The sequence below is a fragment of the Klebsiella sp. P1927 genome (assembly GCF_018204675.1).
GTDB lineage: Bacteria > Pseudomonadota > Gammaproteobacteria > Enterobacterales > Enterobacteriaceae > Klebsiella > Klebsiella pneumoniae.
This window is the reverse complement of sequence record NZ_CP073377.1, coordinates 1500622-1518443: the sequence shown is the minus strand read 5'-3', so window position 1 is coordinate 1518443 and position 17822 is coordinate 1500622. Positions and strand designations below refer to the sequence as shown.

General features: G+C 59.0%; 19 protein-coding genes. 6 read left to right on the top strand and 13 right to left on the bottom strand.

Annotated elements, in window-relative coordinates; all coding sequences use genetic code 11:
• Position 1 precedes the first annotated feature (1 nt).
• The gene (locus tag KB892_RS07570) at positions 2-916 is read left to right on the top strand and encodes a LysR substrate-binding domain-containing protein (RefSeq protein ID WP_009484396.1); all 915 of its coding nucleotides are present in this window, start codon (positions 2-4) and stop codon (positions 914-916) included.
• 5 nt (positions 917-921) lie between these two features.
• Here the strand turns inward: KB892_RS07570 and KB892_RS07565 are convergent, their stop codons facing one another.
• Positions 922-1257, bottom strand: coding sequence for a DUF1869 domain-containing protein (locus tag KB892_RS07565; RefSeq protein WP_002911862.1), 336 nt, complete (start codon positions 1255-1257; stop codon positions 922-924).
• A 6-nt stretch (positions 1258-1263) separates the two neighbouring features.
• Entirely contained in the window at positions 1264-1596 is a 333-nt protein-coding gene (locus KB892_RS07560; protein WP_002911866.1) for a TehB family protein, read from the bottom strand.
• 97 nt (positions 1597-1693) lie between these two features.
• On the opposite strand from KB892_RS07560, the gene KB892_RS07555 reads away from it, so the two are divergent.
• Complete coding sequence (locus tag KB892_RS07555) at positions 1694-1822, top strand: hypothetical protein (RefSeq protein ID WP_014343288.1); 129 nt, start codon at positions 1694-1696, stop codon at positions 1820-1822.
• On the opposite strand, the gene KB892_RS07550 is transcribed toward KB892_RS07555, so the two are convergent.
• Positions 1819-3729: a putative bifunctional diguanylate cyclase/phosphodiesterase gene (locus KB892_RS07550; RefSeq protein ID WP_004196289.1), complete on the bottom strand. Its 1911-nt coding sequence runs from the start codon at positions 3727-3729 to the stop codon at positions 1819-1821. The two genes, KB892_RS07555 and KB892_RS07550, sit on opposite strands and share 4 nt — an antisense overlap.
• A 10-nt stretch (positions 3730-3739) precedes the next feature.
• On the bottom strand, positions 3740-4237 hold the full coding sequence (locus KB892_RS07545; protein WP_004198821.1) for a putative pterin-binding protein: 498 nt from the start codon (positions 4235-4237) through the stop codon (positions 3740-3742).
• A gap of 307 nt (positions 4238-4544) precedes the next feature.
• Between KB892_RS07545 and shiA the strand changes: the two genes are divergently transcribed.
• Together shiA and KB892_RS07535 are read left to right on the top strand one after the other, a co-directional pair.
• Complete coding sequence (gene shiA / locus KB892_RS07540) at positions 4545-5864, top strand: shikimate transporter (protein WP_020317069.1); 1320 nt, start codon at positions 4545-4547, stop codon at positions 5862-5864.
• A 46-nt stretch (positions 5865-5910) separates the two neighbouring features.
• A complete protein-coding gene (locus KB892_RS07535) occupies positions 5911-6651 on the top strand; it encodes a lipoate--protein ligase family protein (RefSeq protein WP_004184772.1) in 741 nt (246 codons plus the stop codon).
• Here KB892_RS07535 and KB892_RS07530 read toward each other — a convergent pair.
• A complete protein-coding gene (locus KB892_RS07530) occupies positions 6611-7567 on the bottom strand; it encodes a LysR family transcriptional regulator (protein ID WP_009484391.1) in 957 nt (318 codons plus the stop codon). The two genes, KB892_RS07535 and KB892_RS07530, sit on opposite strands and share 41 nt — an antisense overlap.
• Before the next feature lie 115 nt (positions 7568-7682).
• On the opposite strand from KB892_RS07530, the gene KB892_RS07525 reads away from it, so the two are divergent.
• Positions 7683-8072 (top strand): tautomerase family protein, encoded by a 390-nt coding sequence (locus KB892_RS07525; RefSeq protein WP_004899351.1) that lies wholly within the window; start codon positions 7683-7685, stop codon positions 8070-8072.
• 21 nt (positions 8073-8093) lie between these two features.
• On the opposite strand, the gene KB892_RS07520 is transcribed toward KB892_RS07525, so the two are convergent.
• Positions 8094-8825 carry an HPP family protein gene (locus KB892_RS07520; protein WP_002911879.1) on the bottom strand — a complete coding sequence of 244 codons (732 nt, stop codon included), beginning with the start codon at positions 8823-8825 and terminating at the stop codon, positions 8094-8096.
• A 198-nt stretch (positions 8826-9023) separates the two neighbouring features.
• Between KB892_RS07520 and KB892_RS07515 the strand changes: the two genes are divergently transcribed.
• Positions 9024-10133, top strand: coding sequence for an adenosylhomocysteinase (locus KB892_RS07515; RefSeq protein WP_004184774.1), 1110 nt, complete (start codon positions 9024-9026; stop codon positions 10131-10133).
• Positions 10134-10175: 42 nt separating this feature from the next.
• Here the strand turns inward: KB892_RS07515 and cobT are convergent, their stop codons facing one another.
• From cobT to dacD, 7 genes are all read right to left on the bottom strand, one after another.
• Positions 10176-11243 carry a nicotinate-nucleotide--dimethylbenzimidazole phosphoribosyltransferase gene (gene cobT / locus KB892_RS07510; RefSeq protein ID WP_009484388.1) on the bottom strand — a complete coding sequence of 356 codons (1068 nt, stop codon included), beginning with the start codon at positions 11241-11243 and terminating at the stop codon, positions 10176-10178.
• 27 nt (positions 11244-11270) lie between these two features.
• A complete protein-coding gene (gene cobS / locus KB892_RS07505) occupies positions 11271-12011 on the bottom strand; it encodes an adenosylcobinamide-GDP ribazoletransferase (protein WP_004180482.1) in 741 nt (246 codons plus the stop codon).
• A 314-nt stretch (positions 12012-12325) separates the two neighbouring features.
• Positions 12326-12649: a DUF496 family protein gene (locus KB892_RS07500; RefSeq protein WP_002911883.1), complete on the bottom strand. Its 324-nt coding sequence runs from the start codon at positions 12647-12649 to the stop codon at positions 12326-12328.
• A 167-nt stretch (positions 12650-12816) separates the two neighbouring features.
• The gene (locus KB892_RS07495; protein WP_002911885.1) at positions 12817-13875 is read right to left on the bottom strand and encodes an FUSC family protein; all 1059 of its coding nucleotides are present in this window, start codon (positions 13873-13875) and stop codon (positions 12817-12819) included.
• 98 nt (positions 13876-13973) lie between these two features.
• The gene (gene sbmC / locus KB892_RS07490) at positions 13974-14447 is read right to left on the bottom strand and encodes a DNA gyrase inhibitor SbmC (RefSeq protein WP_004144123.1); all 474 of its coding nucleotides are present in this window, start codon (positions 14445-14447) and stop codon (positions 13974-13976) included.
• An 81-nt stretch (positions 14448-14528) separates the two neighbouring features.
• Positions 14529-16016 (bottom strand): group II intron reverse transcriptase/maturase, encoded by a 1488-nt coding sequence (gene ltrA / locus KB892_RS07485; protein ID WP_004178082.1) that lies wholly within the window; start codon positions 16014-16016, stop codon positions 14529-14531.
• Positions 16017-16533: 517 nt separating this feature from the next.
• A complete protein-coding gene (gene dacD, locus KB892_RS07480; protein WP_004153104.1) occupies positions 16534-17697 on the bottom strand; it encodes a serine-type D-Ala-D-Ala carboxypeptidase DacD in 1164 nt (387 codons plus the stop codon).
• Positions 17698-17822 lie beyond the last annotated feature (125 nt).

Below are 17822 nucleotides of genomic sequence, written 5' to 3'. Positions count from 1 at the left end.
CATGAGACCGCCCCGTCTGCCGCCGCTGGGGGCGCTACGCGCTTTTCATGCCGTCGCCCGCCACCGCAGTTTTAAACAGGCCGCCGAGGCGCTCGGCGTCAGCGCGACGGCGGTCAGCCATCAGATTAAACTGCTGGAGTCGGTGCTGGAGTGCCGGGTCTGCGAACGCAGCGCGCAGGGCGTCAGTCTGACCGCTGATGGCGAGATCCTTTACGCCGCCACCCAACGCGCCTTTAGCGCCCTGGAACAGGCCGTCGTCCAGATCGCTCATGCCCGTCAGCCGCCATCCTTAACCGTCACCACCACCTCCAATTTTCTCACCCACTGGCTGGTGCCGCGGCTGGCGGATTTCACCGCCCGCTTTCCGGCTATCGACCTGCGGCTACACACCAGCGTCGAACGAGTGGATCTGCATCTGGGCACGGTAGACGCCGCGATTCGCTATCGTGAAACGTCGGAGCGGGACCTGTACTGCACGCTGCTGTATGAGGATCGCTTTATCGTGGTCGCCAGCCCGACTCTGGGCCTCAGCCGGCCTGAAGATCTGCAGCGGGTGACGCTGTTTCACGTTGCCAACCGGCGCGTGCCAGCTGATTCGCCGAGCTGGGAGAACTGGCGTCGGCGCTATGGACCGCCGACGCTGAATATTGATGCGGGGTTAACCTTTAGCGATGAGACCCATGCCCTGCAGGCGGCGGTGGCCGGTCAGGGAGTGGTGATCGCCAGCGAACTGCTGGCGCGGGATCTGCTGCAGCGCGGCGTATTGTCCGCGCCGTTCAGCAACGCATTGCCTGGCGCCCGCTACTACCTGGTCACTACCGAAGCGGTAGCGCAGCGGGCGGATATTATCGCTCTGCGGGAGTGGCTGCTCAGTCAGATGGCGTCGGGCGACGGCGGCCATCCGACTGCGGGATAGCGGGCTTACCAGCCGCAGACGTTGGTCTCTTCATCGGACTCGTAGCCGCGAACGATATTGATCAGATCCTTCACCGCATCAGCCGCGGTGAGTGGGTCGCGCAGCGCCGCCAGCGAGGAAAAGGTTTTATCAACCGAGACGCCGTTATTGTTATTGGTGACCGTCAACAGAAACTCCCCCTCTTCCCTGTCGTCCGGTAACTTGCTCAGCAGGTCATTAACGGCCTCCACCGCCTGCTGTGGAATATACAACACCATTGGTTTGAGAAATATTTTTTCCTGCTTCTGGTGAAGTCGGCCATTCTCTAGCGCTAAGGTATAACCTTTATTTTCACTGGTCATCTCTTGTTATCCCTCGATAAGAATTTTTGGATCAACATAAAAGTCGACATTAAAAACCGTGTCCTCTGAGAGGGCCTCAATACAGTGCCACTTCTCCGGCGGAAAGACGCCAAACTGGCCGGCTTCAATAGTCAGGGTTTCAACGGGCTCGGGGCTGGTTTCATCGGCATAGCCGAGATAGCGGATCGCCCCCTGCATCACTGAGAGACGAGGGTAGACGCCCTGCCGGGTGCCGGCATCCAGATGGCGGCGCCAGATAGAGGCCGGGGCGGTCTCTTTGGTCCACAGCGGCGTGCTGCGGGTGTGAACGTAATGGGTGGGAATAATGATTCGCTGCATAATTGTGCCTCACTTTACCGTCTCAAACGCGACGTTCAGAAATAGCCTATATGATGCATATCATATACCCCTTTTAAACGTTAAGGATATTATTTTGTTGTGGAATTTTACGCCTACTCCTTTTTATACCTCGCAGGGATTAGCGCTAAGAGAAAATAAAAAAGGCGATTTCAGGATCCTGAAATCGCCCGGGAGAATAAAAGTAGACACGTTAAAAATTTGTTAGCGCAGCGGACTCGGTTTGCCGATTAAATATCCCTGAACCAGGTCACAGCCCAGCGCCTGCAGCGAAGCCAACTGCTCTTCGGTCTCTACACCTTCCGCCACAATGCGCATATGCAGGCTCTTTCCCATGCTGATAATCAGGCGGACGATATCCAGATCGTCTTTTTGTTCCGGAATATTGATGACAAACGAGCGGTCGATTTTAATTTTATCGAACGGGAAGTAGCTTAAACGGGACAGGGAAGAATAGCCGGTACCAAAGTCATCGATGGAGATCTGAATGCCCTGCTCGCGCAGCTGGCTGAGAATTTCCAGCGAACGGGTGTTCTCATTGAATACGTCCGACTCGGTGATCTCCAGATCAAGACGTCGCGGATCGAGGCCGGTCTGATGCAGCACCTCGATAATGGTGTCGGTCAGCGATGTATTCATCAACTGAATTGGTGAAACGTTGACCGAGACCTTCAGCGGCGTCGCCCAGCTGGCCGCTTCGGCACAGGCGGTTTTCAGCACCCATTCGCCAAGGGCATTAATAAGACCGATTTTCTCTGCCACCGGAATAAACACCGTCGGCGGCACGGCGCCGCGCACCGGATGGAACCAGCGAACCAGCGCTTCATAGCCGTAGATTTCGCGCGTGACGGTATCGGCGATCGGCTGATAGTAGACTTTGAACTCGTCATGGGCCAGGGCCTGCAGCAGATCGTCTTCAAACGATTTGTTCTCCTGCAGGCGCTGCAGCATCCCCGGCCGGAAGATTTGCACATGGCCGCTACCCTCTTTTTTCGCCTCATACAGCGCGAGGTCGGCGCACTTGTACAGATAATCGGTACGACTTTCACCGTCAGAGATCACGATCCCAATGCAGGCGTCGATATTAATCTGCGCATCGTAGATCTGATAGGGCTGGCTGATCTTCTCCCGGATAACATTGGCCCGCTCAAGGGCCATCTCCTCAGTGAGATCGTAGGAGAGCATCGCAAACTCATCACCGCCAAGGCGATACAGCGTCTCGGAGGTTTTGCGGAAAAAAGAGAGGCGACTGGCCAGATCCTGCAGCAGCTTATCGCCAGCATCATGGCCAAGGGTATCGTTCACATCCTTAAAGCTGTCGAGGTCGAAAAGCATCACCACGGCGCATCCCTTATACGGACGCACCTGGTTGACGATCTCCTGCAGCCGCTGCCAGAAAGAGAGACGGTTGGGCATACCGGTCAGCGAATCATGGTAGGCATCGTACTGCAGCCGGCGGTTCTGCACCTGCAGCTTCTCTTTCGAGGCCTGCAGATCGTTGGCCAGCGTTTTCATACGAACATGGGCGCGACGCAGATTATTATTCTGTCGGAGCATCAGCAGACCGAGAGTTATACACATGGCGATCAGCAGAATGGAGATCACCGAGTAGATATAATAGAGATGCTGGATTTTATCATGGGTGATATTAACGATATTGATATCTTGCGTCAGGGTGGCGGCGGCCATTGAGGTCAGCGGACCATCCAGCTCGCTTAACACCGGCAGGATCTGTCTGACCTGCTCCGGCGTCATGGTATCAACTTGTTTATCGAGCAGATGAAGATTACGAATCAGCGTCGCAACCACCGTCTTCCGCTGCTCGCTTTTATTGATAAATTTACCCAGATCGCCCTCCTGCAGAAGCTCGATCTGGCTCATCATGATCTCAAGACGCAGGCGCACCTCATCGTGGTCCGCCCCTTCGGCCCCAATCGCCATTCCCGCCAGACGAGACTCCAGCCGCATATATTCCGACACCATCTGCGACATTGACCACGAGTCCGTATAGCGGGTAAATTTTTGCAACTCACTTTGTCGCTCATGCACCAGATAAGTAATATATCCGGTGACAACAAATAACGACAAAATAATAGCCGTGAGTATTCGATTCAAGATCCAACCCTTATTCTATAATCATCTTTGAAACTTGCCAGGCCGATCGGGAATAATAGATCTGGTTCTGTAATTCAGCACTGCTGTCGTAAGGGTAGACAATAAATAACGGGCCTTTATCACGAATGCGCATATATTGACCGTTCATTTTTAACGCCATAATGACCGGGAATTTATAAAAATCATCAATCGGGATAATGGTGGTGTAGTCGTTCAGCGCCAGCACGCGGGCCGATGTGCCTTTCGCGCCGACTAAATCCATGAGTTTACTAAGGGGAATACCGTCAAAACGAACCTTGCCGGTGTACCAGGGGGTGGTGGTTTCTATCGTCTTCATCCCCAGTTTTTCCAGCATTGCGAGATCAAAAACGGCCTTGTCGCCGACATTCATATTTCCGATTTTTCCGGAAATGGTCAGTACAGGTTTTCCTGTCGGCGCAGGCAGTTTTTCAGCATAAGCAGAAGGCAACATGACAGAACAAAATAAAACTGCAAGAAGTAGACGCATTTTACTCACCATTCCAGAGAGGGAGACACGTTAAGTGTAAACCATTTACGTCGATTCTTAAAAGGTGTCCATCTTTGTTATCCGTTGATTTAATTAAAAGTATAAGCTGGATGGCAAATTGCCAGAATGTTAAGTCCAGGGTGTGATTTCGACCGTCTTTCCCATCGATTCTTTTTTGCGCCATCTCCCCCGCTTAGCAGGCAAACTACTTTCCTCCACGGCCGCTGCGCGGTAGTCTCAGAGCAGACGCAACGGTAAAAGCGTCTCATTCCAATAACAATGAAGTACGTGACTGACAGGACAGGGTATGGATTCAACAATAAGCGTGCAGCCCGGCGAGGCGCCAGATTCACTACATCGGGCCCGGCGGGCGGCCTGGGGTAGTTTTGCCGGCGCGGTGGTCGACTGGTACGATTTTCTTCTCTATGGCATTACCGCCGCGCTGGTGTTCAACCGCGAATTTTTCCCGCAAATCGGCCCGGCGATGGGAACGCTTGCCGCCTTTGCCACCTTCGGCGTTGGGTTTCTTTTTCGCCCGCTCGGCGGAATTATTTTTGGCCACTTCGGCGATCGCCTCGGGCGGAAACGGATGCTGATGATGACCGTCTGGATGATGGGTATCGCCACTGCCTGCATCGGCCTGCTCCCCTCGTTCAACCAGATCGGCTGGTGGGCGCCGGTGCTGCTGGTGTTCCTGCGAGCGGTTCAGGGATTCGCCGTCGGCGGCGAATGGGGCGGCGCGGCGCTGCTCTCGGTGGAGAATGCCCCACAGGGGAAAAAAGCCTTTTACAGCAGCGGGGTGCAGGTGGGCTACGGCGTCGGCCTCCTGCTCTCTACCGGGCTGGTATCGCTGATTAGCAGCCTGACCAGCGACCAGCAGTTCCTCAGCTGGGGCTGGCGCTTACCGTTCCTGTTCAGCGTGGTGCTGGTCCTTATTGCGCTGTGGATCCGTAACGGCATGGCGGAATCGCAGGAGTTTGAAGCGCAGCAGAGCCAGGACAACGCGCCGCAGAAGAAAAAGCGGCTACCGGTAGTGGAAGCGCTGCTTCGCCATCCGGGAGCGTTTTTACTGATTATCGCCCTGCGTCTGTGTGAGCTGCTGACGATGTATATCGTCACCGCCTTCGCCCTCAACTACTCCACGCAAAACCTCGGCCTGCCGCGCGAGCTGTTTCTCAACATTGGCCTGCTGGTGGGCGGTCTTAGCTGCCTGACTATCCCCTGCTTCGCCTGGCTGGCAGACCGCTTTGGCCGTCGGCGGATCTATATCACCGGGGCGCTGATCGGCACTTTGAGCGGTTTCCCGTTCTTTATGGCGCTGGAGAGTCAGTCCGTTTTCTGGATCCTGTTCTTCGCCCTGATGCTGGCCAATATCGCCCATGATATGGTGGTCTGCGTCCAGCAGCCGATGTTTACCGAGCTGTTCGGCGCCAGCTATCGCTATAGCGGCGCCGGCGTCGGCTACCAGGTGGCGAGCGTGGTCGGCGGCGGCTTTACCCCGTTTATTGCCGCGGCGCTGGTCACCTTCTCCGGCGGATCGTGGCACAGCGTGGCCCTCTATCTGACCGCAGGATGCCTGCTGTCAGCGCTCACCGCGCTGATGATGAAAAAGCACCCCGTCGACTGACCCACCAGCGGAGGGCGTAACCCGCGCCCTCCGGTAAGGAGAATACATGTCTCAGTTAACCCTGGCCGACTGCTGGCCTCGCCGTTTTTCCCCCTCTTCGCTGGCGCTGCAGTTTTGCGAGGATCCCACCCAGGCGGAACAGCCGCTGTTTGCCAAAGCCAGCGCCGGCGAGGCCGTCGCCCAGCTCTGGCAGGCGCCGCAGGGATTGGTGGTGCCGGGGAGCTATCGTCAGTTTACGGATCTGCCGGCGGTCAGCGCGCATTTTGCCGCGCGCGGCTGGCCGGTATGGCTTCGCCGCTCCGGCGGCGGTCTGGTACCCCAGGGGCCGGGCATTATCAACCTTAGCCTCGCCTGGCCGGTGCAGCAGCCGCTCGGCGAAGCCGCCGAACCAATCTATCATTCGCTGTGCGCTGTGCTGCAGCGCACCCTCGCGCGCTTCGGCGTTGCCAGCCACCCCCGGGCGGTGAGCGGTTCCTTTTGCGATGGCCGGTATAATCTTGCCTGCGGAGAAGGCGCGGAGGCGCGCAAGATTGTCGGTACCGCCCAGTACTGGCGGCCGCTGGCGGCGGGCGGCGGCCACGTGGTGCTGGCCCATGCGGTGATCCTTATTGACGCCGATCTGAGCGCGGCGCATCAGGCGGCGAACGCCTTCGAAGCGCAGCTCGGCAGCGAGCGGGTCTATTGCGCTGACAAGACCGTTACTCTCGCGCAGCTGCTTCCCGGCGAGCGCCATCTGCTGCCCCGCTTTAGCGAGGCGCTGGCGCAGGAGCTGGACGCGTCTCGCTGAAGGTCGCTTTCAGGTAGCGGCTGAAGGTTTCCACCGCGCGCGACACGCGCGGGGTATAGGGCCGGATGACGTACAGCCGATCGGCAAACACCTCTACTGGCTGCCACGCCGGCAGCAGCTCCTGCACCAGCCCGCGGCCAATGGCCTCCCGGGCGCTGAAATCCGGCAACAGCGCCACCCCAAGCCCCGCCAGCACTGCATCACGTAGCGACTCGCTGTTATTGGTGGCGAATGGCCCCTGCACGTTGATGGTCACCCGAGCATCGGGCGACTGACGGGAGGCGAACGTCCACTGCGGGCGCTGTGGCCCACGGGGATAGGTCAGGCATTGGTGGTGGCGCAGATCTTCGGGGGTCTCCGGGCGGCCATGGCGGCGAATATAGTCGGCGGACGCGACGGTAAGCGTCGCGGTGTGACACAGCGGCCAGGCGACGTGGGTATCGGGGAGCGCCTCGCGTCGACAGTGGCGGATGGCGAGATCGAACCCTTCGCTGGCCAGAGAGACCAGCCGGTCGGTGACCTCAAGCTGCAGATGCAGCTGGGGATGCTGATGCAAAAACGGCGCGATTGCCGGGACCAGCTGCTGGCGGGAAAAGGCCACCGGCGCGGTCAGGCGCAGCGTTCCCCGCAGCGGCCCGCCTTCATCGCAGGCGCCGGTGAAAATATCCCGCAGCTGACCAAACGGCTCGTTGAGCTCCGCCACCAGCCGCAGTCCGTCGTCGCTGAGGCTCACGCTGCGGGTGGTGCGATGGACGAGGGTTTTACCGGTCACCCGCTCCAGCTCGCTGATTTTCTGGCTGATAGCCGACTTGCTGATCCCCAGCTTTTCCGCGGCCCGGGTATAGCTTTTTTGTTCTTCCAGCACCGTCAGCCAGTACAGATGGGGCCAGTAACTCTCCGGACGACTCTCGCTCATGTGATTGTTCACCAGTAAAAACAATGTATTCAACTATAGCGGTTTTTGCCGACGGCGGCATCGGCTAGCATCTTGTTGAGCCCATCATTATTCCCTAACGATAAGGAGCACCTGCATGCCATTACTGACATTTGACCTGATTGAAGGCCGTACGGAACAGGAGGTCAAAACCCTGCTGGATGCCGCCCATCGCGCCGTGCTACGCGCCTTCGAGGTACCAGAACGCGACCGTTACCAGATTGTTCATGAAAACAAAGCCCACCATATGGTGATTGAAGATACCGGCCTCGGACTGACCCGCACGCGGGATCTGGTGGTGGTGCGGGTCTATACCAGCCCGCGCAGCGAGGCGCAGAAGCAGCGCTTCTTCGCCATTTTGCAGGAGGAGCTGGCGGAACACTGCGGCCTGAGCGGCGATGACCTGATGGTGTCGATTATCAGTAACAAGAAAGGCGACTGGAGCTTTGGCCGCGGGGTCGCGCAGTATCTTACCGGCGATCTGTAACCCGCAGCCCGCAGTACACCCTTAGCGGCGGGCTGCCGTCGCGATACGCTGCCGCGCCTGCTGCTCGATATTCTCCAGCAACTCCTGGACATCGTCTTCATCAATGTCGAGGAACTGGCCTTCCAGCAGCGCGGCGTGAATATCTTCCCGGGTGACCGAAATACCCAGCGGCACCGCCCTGGATTTGACCTCCTCTGCCGCCAGCGGATGCGGATAACGGCGGCCAACCAGGTTATTAAACACAATAGCCAGCAGCGCCAGCATCAGCGAGTTGAGGAGCACCGGGGTCAGCACAAAGTGATAGCCTTCGCTGTGCACCCCGGCGCCGCCGAGGATCGCCGTCAGGGCCACCGCGCCGCCGGGGGGATGCAGACAGCGCAGAAAATACATCCCGGCGATGGCCAGAGCCGCCGCCAGACCGCAGGCCAGCGCCGCATCGGGGACCAGCATACCCACCGTGACACCGATCAGCGCCGACAGCACGTTGCCGCCGACAATCGACCACGGCTGCGCCAGCGGGCTGCTCGGTACGCCAAACAGGAGTACCGCCGAGGCCCCCATCGGGGCAATAAACCACAGATTGACTTCGCCGAGCAGCCAGTGGCTGAACATGCTGGTCACCGCCAGTCCGGTGCCGGCGCCAATGGATCCCAGCACGATATGCCGGCGGGCCACCGGCAGCGCGTGCGGCTTCAGGCGGCCAAGGAAAATCCGCAGCCGTGAAAATATCCCCGCAGGAATAACACTCAACATCGCTTCATCGCTCAAATCATAGGAATTACTTATATTTTATTTTCTTTTTTTAACCTTAAATTAACAACCCTGTCTTTCGCAGGGGATAGCGCGGGCGGCGATGTCCGACGGCATTGTGCTGTGAATTCTCGCGGGGGCTGATAGAATCCCTTTTCGGTCAGGGGGATACCCCTTTTGCGAATTGAAGGTCATAACCCAGTGAATAATAAAATCTCTTTAGCGAAAGAAGTGGCATGGGCCAGCCAGAATATGCCGCGTACCCTGCGTCAGGTCGCCGCGCTGCCCGACCTCAGCGGCGTGCGTCTGGCCTGCTGTATGCACCTCGACATGAAAATGATCCCGCTGGTGCAGGGGATCCTCGACAAGGGCGCTCAGGTCTTTTTAACCACCTGTAACCCCACCACCGTGCAGGACGACGTGGTGGCCTGGCTGGTGGAGCGCGGCGCCGAGGCCTGCGCGTGGCGCAATATGAGCGATGCCGACTGGCAACAGTCATGGGAAAAAGCGATTGCCTGGCAGCCCACTCACCTGTGCGAGATGGGCGCCGATATCACCACCCTGCTCCACCAGCGCGGCGAGTTTGGGAACATCGTGGCGGGTCTGGAAGCCACCGGCTCGGGCGTCAATCGGCTGGGGGATATTCAGCCAGGCTATCCGATCTTTAACTGGGACGATCTGCCGGTCAAAGAGGGGCTGCACAACCGCCATATGGTCGGTCTCACCGCCTGGCACACCTTCTTCCAGACCACTCACCTCACCCTGCATGAGAAAAAAGTGCTGGTGATCGGCTACGGCCTGGTCGGCCAAGGCGTCGCGGCGGCGGCAAAAGCTTTTGGCGGTCAGGTGATGGTGGCGGAGATCGATCCTGCCCGCCGTCTGCAGGCGGCCTACGACGGCTGGCACGTGGTGGACCTCCAGGAGGCTATCGCCTCGGCGGACGTGGTGGCCACAGCGACAGGCGGTAAAAACGTGGTTAATCGCCAGGCGCTGGACCGGGCGAAAGCGGGAGTATTTATCCTTAACGTCGGCCACGTGGCGGAAGAGATCGACGGCGAGTACCTGCGCCAGTACCCCCAGGAAGAGGTGATGCCGTATATCAACGCCTACCGCATGGCCGACAAAACCGTCTATCTGCTGGCCAATGGTTCGATGCTCAATCTGACCGCTGGCTTCGGCGATAGCCTGAACGCCTTTGACGTCACCCTGGCGGTGATGGCCAGCGGCATCCGCCATATTGTCACCGACGGCATGCGCGCCCCGGCGAAGGTTTATCTCCTGCCCCAGGCGGTCTGGCAGCAGGCCCTGTAAACCCGGCGCATCACCCCCATCGCGGGACGATGCGTTTTACCATCAGGACGACGGCGCGCTATCGGGCAACACAATATTGCTCTGCGCCAGCGTTCCCATCTGGTTGTACATCACGCTGGCGGCATCCAACAGGTGCATCGCCAGCGCGGCGCCGCTGCCCTCTCCCAGGCGCATGTCCATATCGAGATACGGCCGCAGACCCAGCGCGTCGAGGGCGATCTGCGCTCCTTTCTCCGCCGACAGGTGTGAAGGAATAAGATAAGGGTGCGCCGACGGGGCCATGCGGCAGGCGGCCAGGGCAGAGGCATAGGAGAGGAAGCCATCCAGCACCACCGGCAGGCCACAGGAGGCCGCCCCGAGGATCACCCCGGTCATGCCCACCAGATCGTAACCCCCCACCTTCGCCAGGACATCCAGCCCGTCCGCCGGGTTCGGCTGATTATGGGCTATCGCCTGGCGCACCACCGCCACCTTATGGCCCCGCTGCGCCAGCGGCAGATTGGCCCCACAACCCACCACCGCGTCAGGGTCGCTGCCCGTCAGGACACTGATCGTCGCTGCGGCCGGGGTGGTATTGGCCATTCCCAATTCGCCGACGCCGAAGGCTTTCACCCCGTCGGCAGCGAGCTGGCGGGTGAGCTGCATGCTGGCCAGCAGCACCGTCTCCGCCTGCTGGCGGCTCATGGCCGCCGTCCGGGCGATATTCCCGCTACCGCGGGCCACCTTGAGGTTAATCAGGCCCGGCAGCGGGTCGGCATCGATGCCGACATCCACTACCTGCACCCTGGCCCCGGCCTGCGCCGCCAGCACGCAGACGCCGGTGTTGCCCCGCACCATATTGCCGGCATGAATGGCCGTCACCCCCTGCGGCGAAGGGGTCACGCCTTCATGCCAGACGCCATGGTCGGCGCACATGACCACAATCGCTTTCTCCGCCAGCGCCAGCTGCCCCTGCAAGCCAGGCAGACCGGCCAGTTGCACCGCCAGCGTCTCCAGACGGCCAAGGCTGCCGGGCGGCTTTAACAGGCCATCAATATGCTGCTGAGCGCGCGCCATGCCCGCCACATCGGGCTGCGGAATGGCAGCCAGTAACGCCGAAAGTGTTCCCATTCTGTTCCTCACCGTTGGTGTCAGGCCTTACAGCAGCGCCAGTAAAAAGAGTAATTCGCCCAGCTCAATCGCCGCCCCGAGGGTATCCCCGGTCTGCCCGCCGAGGGTTCGCTTCAGCGCCCATCCCAGACCCCAAATCAGCACCAGGGTGATCAGCGCGGCGCGCAGCCCCTGCAGCCCCAGCAGGGCGGTGGCCAGCGCGATCGCCATCGCCATCGTCACCAGCGTCTGCTGCAGGCTAATTTTGCCGATAAACAGATTGCCCAGCCCCTTTTCCCGCGCATAGCGATGACGATACATCAGCAGCACCGCCATCCCGCGACCGACGGCGCAGGCCGCCGCCAGGGCTGCGATGGGGTGGATATCACGCAGCAGCAGCTCGCCAACCACCAGCACTTTCGCCACCAGCACAAAGATCAGCGCCAGCCCGCCGTGGGTGCCCAGCCGGCTGTCGCGCATGATCTCCAGCATCCGATCGCGGGTGCGGGCGGAGAAAATGCCGTCGCAGGTATCAGCCAGCCCGTCAAGGTGGAATCCGCCGGTGAGCAGCGCCAGCGCCAGCACGCCGAACAGCGCCGCCAGCGGGACGCCGCACCACGGCTGCAGGAGGAGCGCCACCGCGCCGGCGATGGCGCCAAGCAGTAAACCGACCAGCGGAAAGGTGACGATACTGCGCTGGTACTGTTCGATCTCCAGGCCCTGAGATAACCGCGCCGGGACCGGCAGGCGGCTGATAAACGAGAGTGCAGCAAAGAATGACTTAATCACGTGAGGTTGACTCCTGTCGGCGAAAGCAGCGGAAGAGTTCTGTCGCGCCCGGTCAGCACCTGAGTTTGTCTTCTGGCGAATCGATCGTCGGAGAGGTGAGAGGTGTTGAGATATCGCCCTGACGCCGCTGCGTCAGATGCCCGGCCAGGATGAGAGAAACCTTTCCGATATCAATACGTTTTTCGCGGGCCAGTATAGCAAAGTGTCGGTGAGGAGAGGCAGTTGCCGGAACAAAGTTTTCGCAGAAAAAAGCAGGGAAGAGAGGGAAACGCGGAACAGCCCGGCGACGCTTAACGCCGCCGGACCGGCAGGGTTTAGCCTTCGACTTTGGCTTCGCCCATCACTTTCAGTTTTTTCGAGATGTCGCGGCGCTCTTTAGACAGCTCGGCATTTTTGATGATGTAATCATCAACGCGATCTTCGTAATCGCTCTTCATGCTGGCGATGATGCCCTGGATGGCTTCCACGCTCATGCCCGGTTTGATGTAGTCGCTGAGGTTGTCCAGCAGCAGAACGCGCTTCTGGTTATCACGGATCTTTTTCTCAACGTCCTGAATTTCACGCTGCAGTTTGTTCTTACGACGGTACAGACGAACAAACTCCAGTACGTCCTGGAAAGAAGGCTTAGTTGTTTCCATTTTTACACCCCTAATAATTGAGATTCGGATTCGTAAAGCGACTGCGTTATAGGGCTAACATAACTGCTAGCAGCCGCTGATGACAATGTTTTTTCCTTTGCGTTTATCATAACCCTAAACGCTGCTGAATCGAAACAACCCATGTGGTTACCCGGTGCATCTGATGTTTATTTGCGCAACGCGCGGCAGATCAGATGCGAGAGCAGCTCCAGCTGGCGCGCCAGTTCGATTGAGAGCCAAACATAGCCATGGACCGGGGTTTCCGCCAGGCCGTCATCACCCTGCTCTTTCAGCAGCTGGCGCAGTTCGAGGACGATCTCAGTCAGCTTTTCATTGTTGGCGCGCACAGGCTGAGGGTTCCCTTCGTACAGCGCGTGGGCGATGGACAACAGCGTCTGCTGGGTCATCTGCTGCGTCTCCCGCAGGGTGTGCGCATTGAGCATCACGAAGTGACCCGGACGCGTTGCCCACCAGGCGTTGATCTGCAGCTCCAGCATGCAGACGAGGTTGCGGCTGACGGTCTGGATAGCCTCGAAGATCGCCTTCTGGATGTGCGTCTCTTTGCTGGCGGGGGTGATCAGCCCGCGCATTTTAACCACGTCGTTCAGCGCCTGCTGGAGATGCTTTTCCAGCCGCGGTCGATCCACCAGATTTGGCGAGAAGCCGGCCTGGTAGAGGCGGTTAAAGTTGGTGACATAGCTGGCCATCTGGATGCGCCAGTGGATGAAAGCCCGCTGCGGCCAGATGCCGGTAAACAGCATCGCCAGCAGCGAGCCGAAGATCACGTCGCCGCTTCGCCACAGCGCGGTATGCATATCGCCGGGCGGCGCCCCGACCACCACCGACAGAGTGATGCCGATCAGCAGTGCCTGATAGGGTTTCTTGCCCAGCGCCAGCCAGCCGCAGAGGAACATCGCCGCCGCGCACCAGAGGACCATCAGCGGCAGGGAGATTAGCTCAAGCTTCAGCGCCACCAGCCCCAGCGCCGAACCGAGGATCGTGCCGCCGATACGCTGAAACGCCCGCGGCACGACGTTACCCCAGAAGGAGATCGGCCCCATCACCACCACCAGAGTGATGAGAGGCCAGGTTCCCTCAGGCACGTTCAGCAGCCGCACCAGCAAAAAGGTGAGCACAAAGGCCAGCGCAATCCGCACACCATGCACCACCCGATAATGGCGATACAAGCGGATCTCAAATGGCTTGAGTGATTTATCAGCGCGCACAACCCTCTCCGGCAAAACGAAAAGGCCAATTGTAACTGCTTTTTCGCCCGGAGCATGCCGGGAATGTAAAAAACCTTGTCCGAAACAGGGGTAAACCGCTACGACGCGACGCGCTCAACGGGAACATACATGTCGATATCCCAGTAGCCGTCGTGGTTGCCGTCGTTAAGATAGACCTCAAAGCAGGGCTGGGGGGCGATGCGATACGCCGTGCTCTGCTGCAGGCTGTCGAAAAACTGCATCCACGGGGTGGCGAAGTCGTAATCCACCACCCGCGCGCGGGCGCAGGCGTAATCCCCGCCGGCAATCGCCGCCAGGATCACCCCTTCGCTGTTGGCGGGAATGACATAATCCTCATCCACGGCGACCGCTGTCGCGCAGCGCAGTTTTTCCGCCGGCACTTCCTCCGGGTTATCGTAGTAGACGGCCACCCATTCGCGGGCGGGCACCTGGTGGTTCTCAACCCACATCATCAGTTGCTCAAACCCCTGCTTGACGGTGTGATCCCAGGGCCCGACCAGATGGAAACCGGCGATGGTTTTCTTGCCGAGGGTGGTGATGCTGTAGTTCATCTTGCCTCCTTTGGAGATAAATTGTCGCGGTAGGGATACCCGTTACCGGATACCCCCCGCACAGATCCCGGCGTGCGCGATTTACGCACCGGGCTCCTGCCTCGGGTGTCTGGCGGTGAACCGCTCCACAGGCCATGGATGAAGAACCCGAACCCTTGGTAGCCATGCGGCTGCCAGTTTGTTTGCTTTCGTCCAGGTCGTATCATCCTTCTGGCTCCTGCGCCTGAGCGCCCGGCGCCAGAGGTTTGTTACGTGTGTCCTGAACTTCTGCATGGTGGGGAAGTTGCCCGGTACCGAGTGATAGTTCAGGTATCCCTGAACCACTCTCCTGAGCCATTTTCCCTGTTCGGGGATTGAGTAATGCCAGCGCCTTCGCAGACCGTCTTTGATGGCTTTCAGAGTTGCCGTCATCCGATCCCGGCGGGTCTTTCGTATCAGCATGAACCTGCCGTTGCGATCTTTCCCGCTGATGTGCGTGAACCCGAGGAAGTTGAACGTTTCTGGTTTGCCTTTTCCCCTGATGGCACGGTTTTCGGCAGCGAAGCGGCCGAACTCCATCAGACGGGTTTTCTCCGGGTGAACCGTGAGTCCGAACTCCCTCAGTCTGCGCTGCATGGCTATACGGAAGCGCCGGGCATCGTATCGTTTGTCGAACCCGATGACGATGTCATCGGCGTATCTGACCATTACCACATTGCCTGTGGCATAGCGACGTCGCCACTGATGCGCCCACAGATCGAAGACGTAGTGGAGGTATATGTTTGCCAGCAGCGGTGAGATGACCGCACCCTGTGGGGTGCCTTCCTCCGTTGCTCGCCATTGACCCTCCTCCGACGTCCCGGCTGTGAGCCACTTACGTATGAGCCTGATTACCCTCCGGTCGCCGATCCGATGCTCTGTGAACCTGATCAGCCATTCGTGGCTCACCCTGTCGAAGAACTGACTGATGTCGGCATCCAGTACCCAGTTTACGTTAGTGCGTACCAGCCCTGTGGCCAGTGCGTCCAGTGCATCGTGCTGGCTTCGCCCGGGTCTGAACCCGTATGAGAACCCCATAAAGTCGTTTTCATAGACTGCGTTCAGGATTTTCACCAGCGCATACTGGACGATCTTGTCCTCCAGCGAGGCGATGCCGAGCGGGCGTTGTTTTCCATCCGCTTTTGGGATGTAGTGACGCCTGCCGGGCTGCGCCCTGTAGCTGCCCTGATGTAGCCTCCGGTGCAGATCTGTTATGTTGTTCTTCATGTTTCCGGCGTAGTCCATCCACCTGATGCCATCCACTCCGGCGGCCGCTTTCCTGCTCAGGGAGAGGAATGCGGCTTCCAGTGCTTCGACTGTCAGCAGGTGGAACAATGCTGTAAACCGTTCTTTCTTCCGCTGCTTCGCAGCTTCCCGCACGCGTGACAGCCTCTGTGACATGCTTTCCCGGCTCTGTGTCCGGCGCATGTGTGGCTGTTCCGCGTTCCCCTTGGCCCCGCTCCTTCGCTCCACTGACTCCGCTCCTTTCGGGTTGTTCGCCTGCTTCGCCGCTACTATGAGCGAGTCCGACTTCTCCTCTCCGTACATCACCGGCTATGACTCCTCGTCTTCCCGGTGCGGGCCATCTCCGACACTGGCAGATGGTCAGAGGGGAGATCTCCCGGTTCCCGCGTAGAGATCGTATTGACATGCCAGGGTCTCAGACCCCGCCGGGTCCATGTGGCACTCGCAGTATCGCACCCTATGATGTTGCCTTCCGTTAACAGTACAACGTCGGCACCCGGTAATTTAATATACATTTCGTGGCTCAATGGCTGGCCTGTCAACACCCCTGTCAACGCTTCGCCCCATACCTCGCGGTATGCAACGCATGACTCGGGGACCTTGTGGATTGCTGGTCCTTCAATGGTCGGGGACTTTCACCCCTTGATCTCTAACCGGTCTCCCGGCGCACACTGTATGAATATACAGTTAATTTAACAGGAGATCCCCCCTCAGTATGTGCGCGAATTCACAGAGTCGCCACCACACTGCTGTAAAAACAGGCGCCCCGCCAGCACGAGCGACAGACGAAAAAAAACCGCCTGCAAAGAGGCGGTTGGCGTGGTTACAGCTCGTGATGCAGGTAATCGCTCATTCGCGAGAACACTCCGCCTTTATTGATGCTTTCGAGGGTGACCAGCGGATAGTGCCCCACCACCTTGTCGCCGTCATACAGTGAAATCTCGCCAACCCGCTGATTGGCGGCGATCGGCGCCTCAAGATCCTTCTTATCCAGCACATATTTCGCTTTAATGCGCGACACTTCCGCCTTCGGCAGGGCTAACCAGAAATCCTGATCGGTGCCGAGCTTAATCTGCTCTTTATCGCCGTACCAGATACGCTCGGTGCCGACCTTCTGCCCCTTCTGCAGCACCTGCACGGTGTCGAAGTTCTGCTGCCCCCAGTGCAGCAGTTTAGCGGCCTGCTGCTCGCGGCCTTTCGGACTGTCCGCCCCCATCACCACGGCGATCAGCCGGCGCTGGCCATCCACCGCCGAGGCGATCAGGTTGAACCCGGCGCCCGAGGTGTGGCCGGTTTTCAGGCCATCGACGTTCATGGTTTTATCCCACAGCAGACCGTTACGGTTTTGCTGGGTGATCCCGTTCCACGTCAGGCTTTTCTGGCTGTACATGTGGTAGACGTCTGGTTCGCCATGAATAATCGCCCGCGAGAGCACCGCGAGGTCATAGGCCGAACTGTGCTGGCCCGGGGCGTCGAGGCCGTGGACGGTTTCGAAATGGGTGTCCCGCAGGTGCAGTTTTTCGACATACTGATTCATCAGGGCGACAAACTGCGGCTGGCCGCCGGCGACATAGTCGGCCAGCGCGACGCAGGCGTCGTTACCGGAGTCGACAATCAGCCCACGGCTGAGGTCGCGGACGCTGACGCGATCCCCTGGCTTTAAGAACATCAGCGATGACCCGTCGAACACCGGGTTGCCCTTCGCCCAGGCGTCTTTACCCACGGTGACGATATCGTCAAAGGTGATACGATGGCTGTCGATGGCGCGATCGACCACGTAGCCGGTCATCAGTTTGGTCAGACTGGCAGGATTACGCTGCTGATGTTCGTTACCCGCGGTCAGGACCTGACCGGTGGTGTAATCCATCAGCACCCAGGAGCCAGCCTGAATGGAAGGCGGCGCGACCGTAGCAGGTAAGTCGACGGCAAATGCGCAGGAAACGCTCGAAGCGAGCAAAGATACAGCAATAAACAAACGGCCTTTCAACGGCATATCCTCTAGATTTACAGATCCGCCGTCCTTTTTACGGAACTTCGCGTTTCATATCAGGGTTTAATTGCAAGAAAATATGACACAGCAGAGGAAGTTGCTTGCCGTTACCCTTCTGATGA

Excerpts from the sequence above, each read along its gene's own strand:
- cobT (WP_009484388.1), bottom strand. The coding sequence starts at position 11,243 with ATGGGAACACTTTCGGCGTTACTGGCTGCCATTCCGCAGCCCGATGTG.
- KB892_RS07545 (WP_004198821.1), bottom strand. The coding sequence starts at position 4,237 with ATGCGTCTACTTCTTGCAGTTTTATTTTGTTCTGTCATGTTGCCTTCT.
- KB892_RS07525 (WP_004899351.1), top strand. The coding sequence starts at position 7,683 with ATGCCATTACTGACATTTGACCTGATTGAAGGCCGTACGGAACAGGAG.
- KB892_RS07570 (WP_009484396.1), top strand. The coding sequence starts at position 2 with ATGAGACCGCCCCGTCTGCCGCCGCTGGGGGCGCTACGCGCTTTTCAT.
- KB892_RS07500 (WP_002911883.1), bottom strand. The coding sequence starts at position 12,649 with ATGGAAACAACTAAGCCTTCTTTCCAGGACGTACTGGAGTTTGTTCGT.
- sbmC (WP_004144123.1), bottom strand. The coding sequence starts at position 14,447 with ATGAACTACAGCATCACCACCCTCGGCAAGAAAACCATCGCCGGTTTC.
- KB892_RS07560 (WP_002911866.1), bottom strand. The coding sequence starts at position 1,596 with ATGCAGCGAATCATTATTCCCACCCATTACGTTCACACCCGCAGCACG.
- shiA (WP_020317069.1), top strand. The coding sequence starts at position 4,545 with ATGGATTCAACAATAAGCGTGCAGCCCGGCGAGGCGCCAGATTCACTA.
- KB892_RS07520 (WP_002911879.1), bottom strand. The coding sequence starts at position 8,825 with ATGTTGAGTGTTATTCCTGCGGGGATATTTTCACGGCTGCGGATTTTC.
- KB892_RS07530 (WP_009484391.1), bottom strand. The coding sequence starts at position 7,567 with ATGAGCGAGAGTCGTCCGGAGAGTTACTGGCCCCATCTGTACTGGCTG.
- KB892_RS07535 (WP_004184772.1), top strand. The coding sequence starts at position 5,911 with ATGTCTCAGTTAACCCTGGCCGACTGCTGGCCTCGCCGTTTTTCCCCC.
- KB892_RS07565 (WP_002911862.1), bottom strand. The coding sequence starts at position 1,257 with ATGACCAGTGAAAATAAAGGTTATACCTTAGCGCTAGAGAATGGCCGA.